The organism is Janthinobacterium sp. ROICE36 (assembly GCF_002869965.1).
Classification (GTDB): domain Bacteria; phylum Pseudomonadota; class Gammaproteobacteria; order Burkholderiales; family Burkholderiaceae_D; genus Janthinobacterium.
The window spans coordinates 1-769 of sequence record NZ_PEBS01000191.1 but is presented as its reverse complement, the minus strand read 5'-3'; the positions used below and the strand labels follow the sequence as shown (position 1 = coordinate 769).

The following is a 769-nucleotide window of genomic DNA, read 5'->3' as shown; positions in this document are numbered from 1 at the left end:
TGGCGTTCTTGCTCGCTCAGCTTGTGCGGCGGCGCCGGTCGGGCTGCCGCCGGTCTCGCATCGGCTCGGACCTCGCCCGTGCGGCGCCAGCGCTCGACGGTGCGCGCACTCAAGCCCAGTTCAGCGCAGGCCGAACCAAGACGCGCGCCATCTTGGCAAGCTTGCTCAATATCGGCGACCAACTCCTGGCGCTGCGGCAACGCAATCATGCGTCCTCGCCGTCGGTCCACAGCGCTTCGTACTTTCGGGACAGCACCAGCAGTGCCGCCGCCTCGGCCAATGCCTTCTCCTTGCGGCGCAAATCCCTCTCCAACTCCCGGATGCGCTTCTTGTCCGTCGCGCGTTCGGTGGCGCCAGCACGGCTCTGTCCAGCCGATAAGGCCGTGTGGACTTCCTTGCGCCAGCGTTCCAATTGTTCCACCAGCAATCCCTTGCGACGGCAGTACGCCGCCAATTCCGCCGCGTTCAAAGGGGCCGCCTCCAGGACCACCGCGAACTTGTCGGCCGAACTCCACTGTTCAGGATTTTGTCCATCGCCGGGCACCGCGCGGCCTTGTTCGCGAGCCTGCTTGCGCCATAGATACAGCGTGGCCTCCGGTACGCCGGTCAGCTGTGCCACTTCGGCCACAGACTTGTTATGCGGTGCGCTCATTTGGCTGAGCGCGTGCTCTTTCTTCTCGTTGGTGTATTTTGTCATCGTCAAATCCATCGCCCCAGGGCTGATTAGAACTCCAAATGCTGGAGGCGACAACTATTTTGACAGAGGGGG

General features: G+C 63.2%; 1 protein-coding gene and 1 pseudogene. Both read right to left on the bottom strand.

What is annotated here, in order from left to right; all coding sequences use genetic code 11:
• Positions 1–209, bottom strand: a pseudogene (locus CSZ94_RS27830) (helix-turn-helix domain-containing protein); the annotation flags it as partial.
• Positions 206–697: a transposase gene (locus tag CSZ94_RS27365; protein WP_180977663.1), complete on the bottom strand. Its 492-nt coding sequence runs from the start codon at positions 695–697 to the stop codon at positions 206–208. The gene CSZ94_RS27365 and the pseudogene CSZ94_RS27830, both read right to left, overlap by 4 nt.
• Positions 698–769 lie beyond the last annotated feature (72 nt).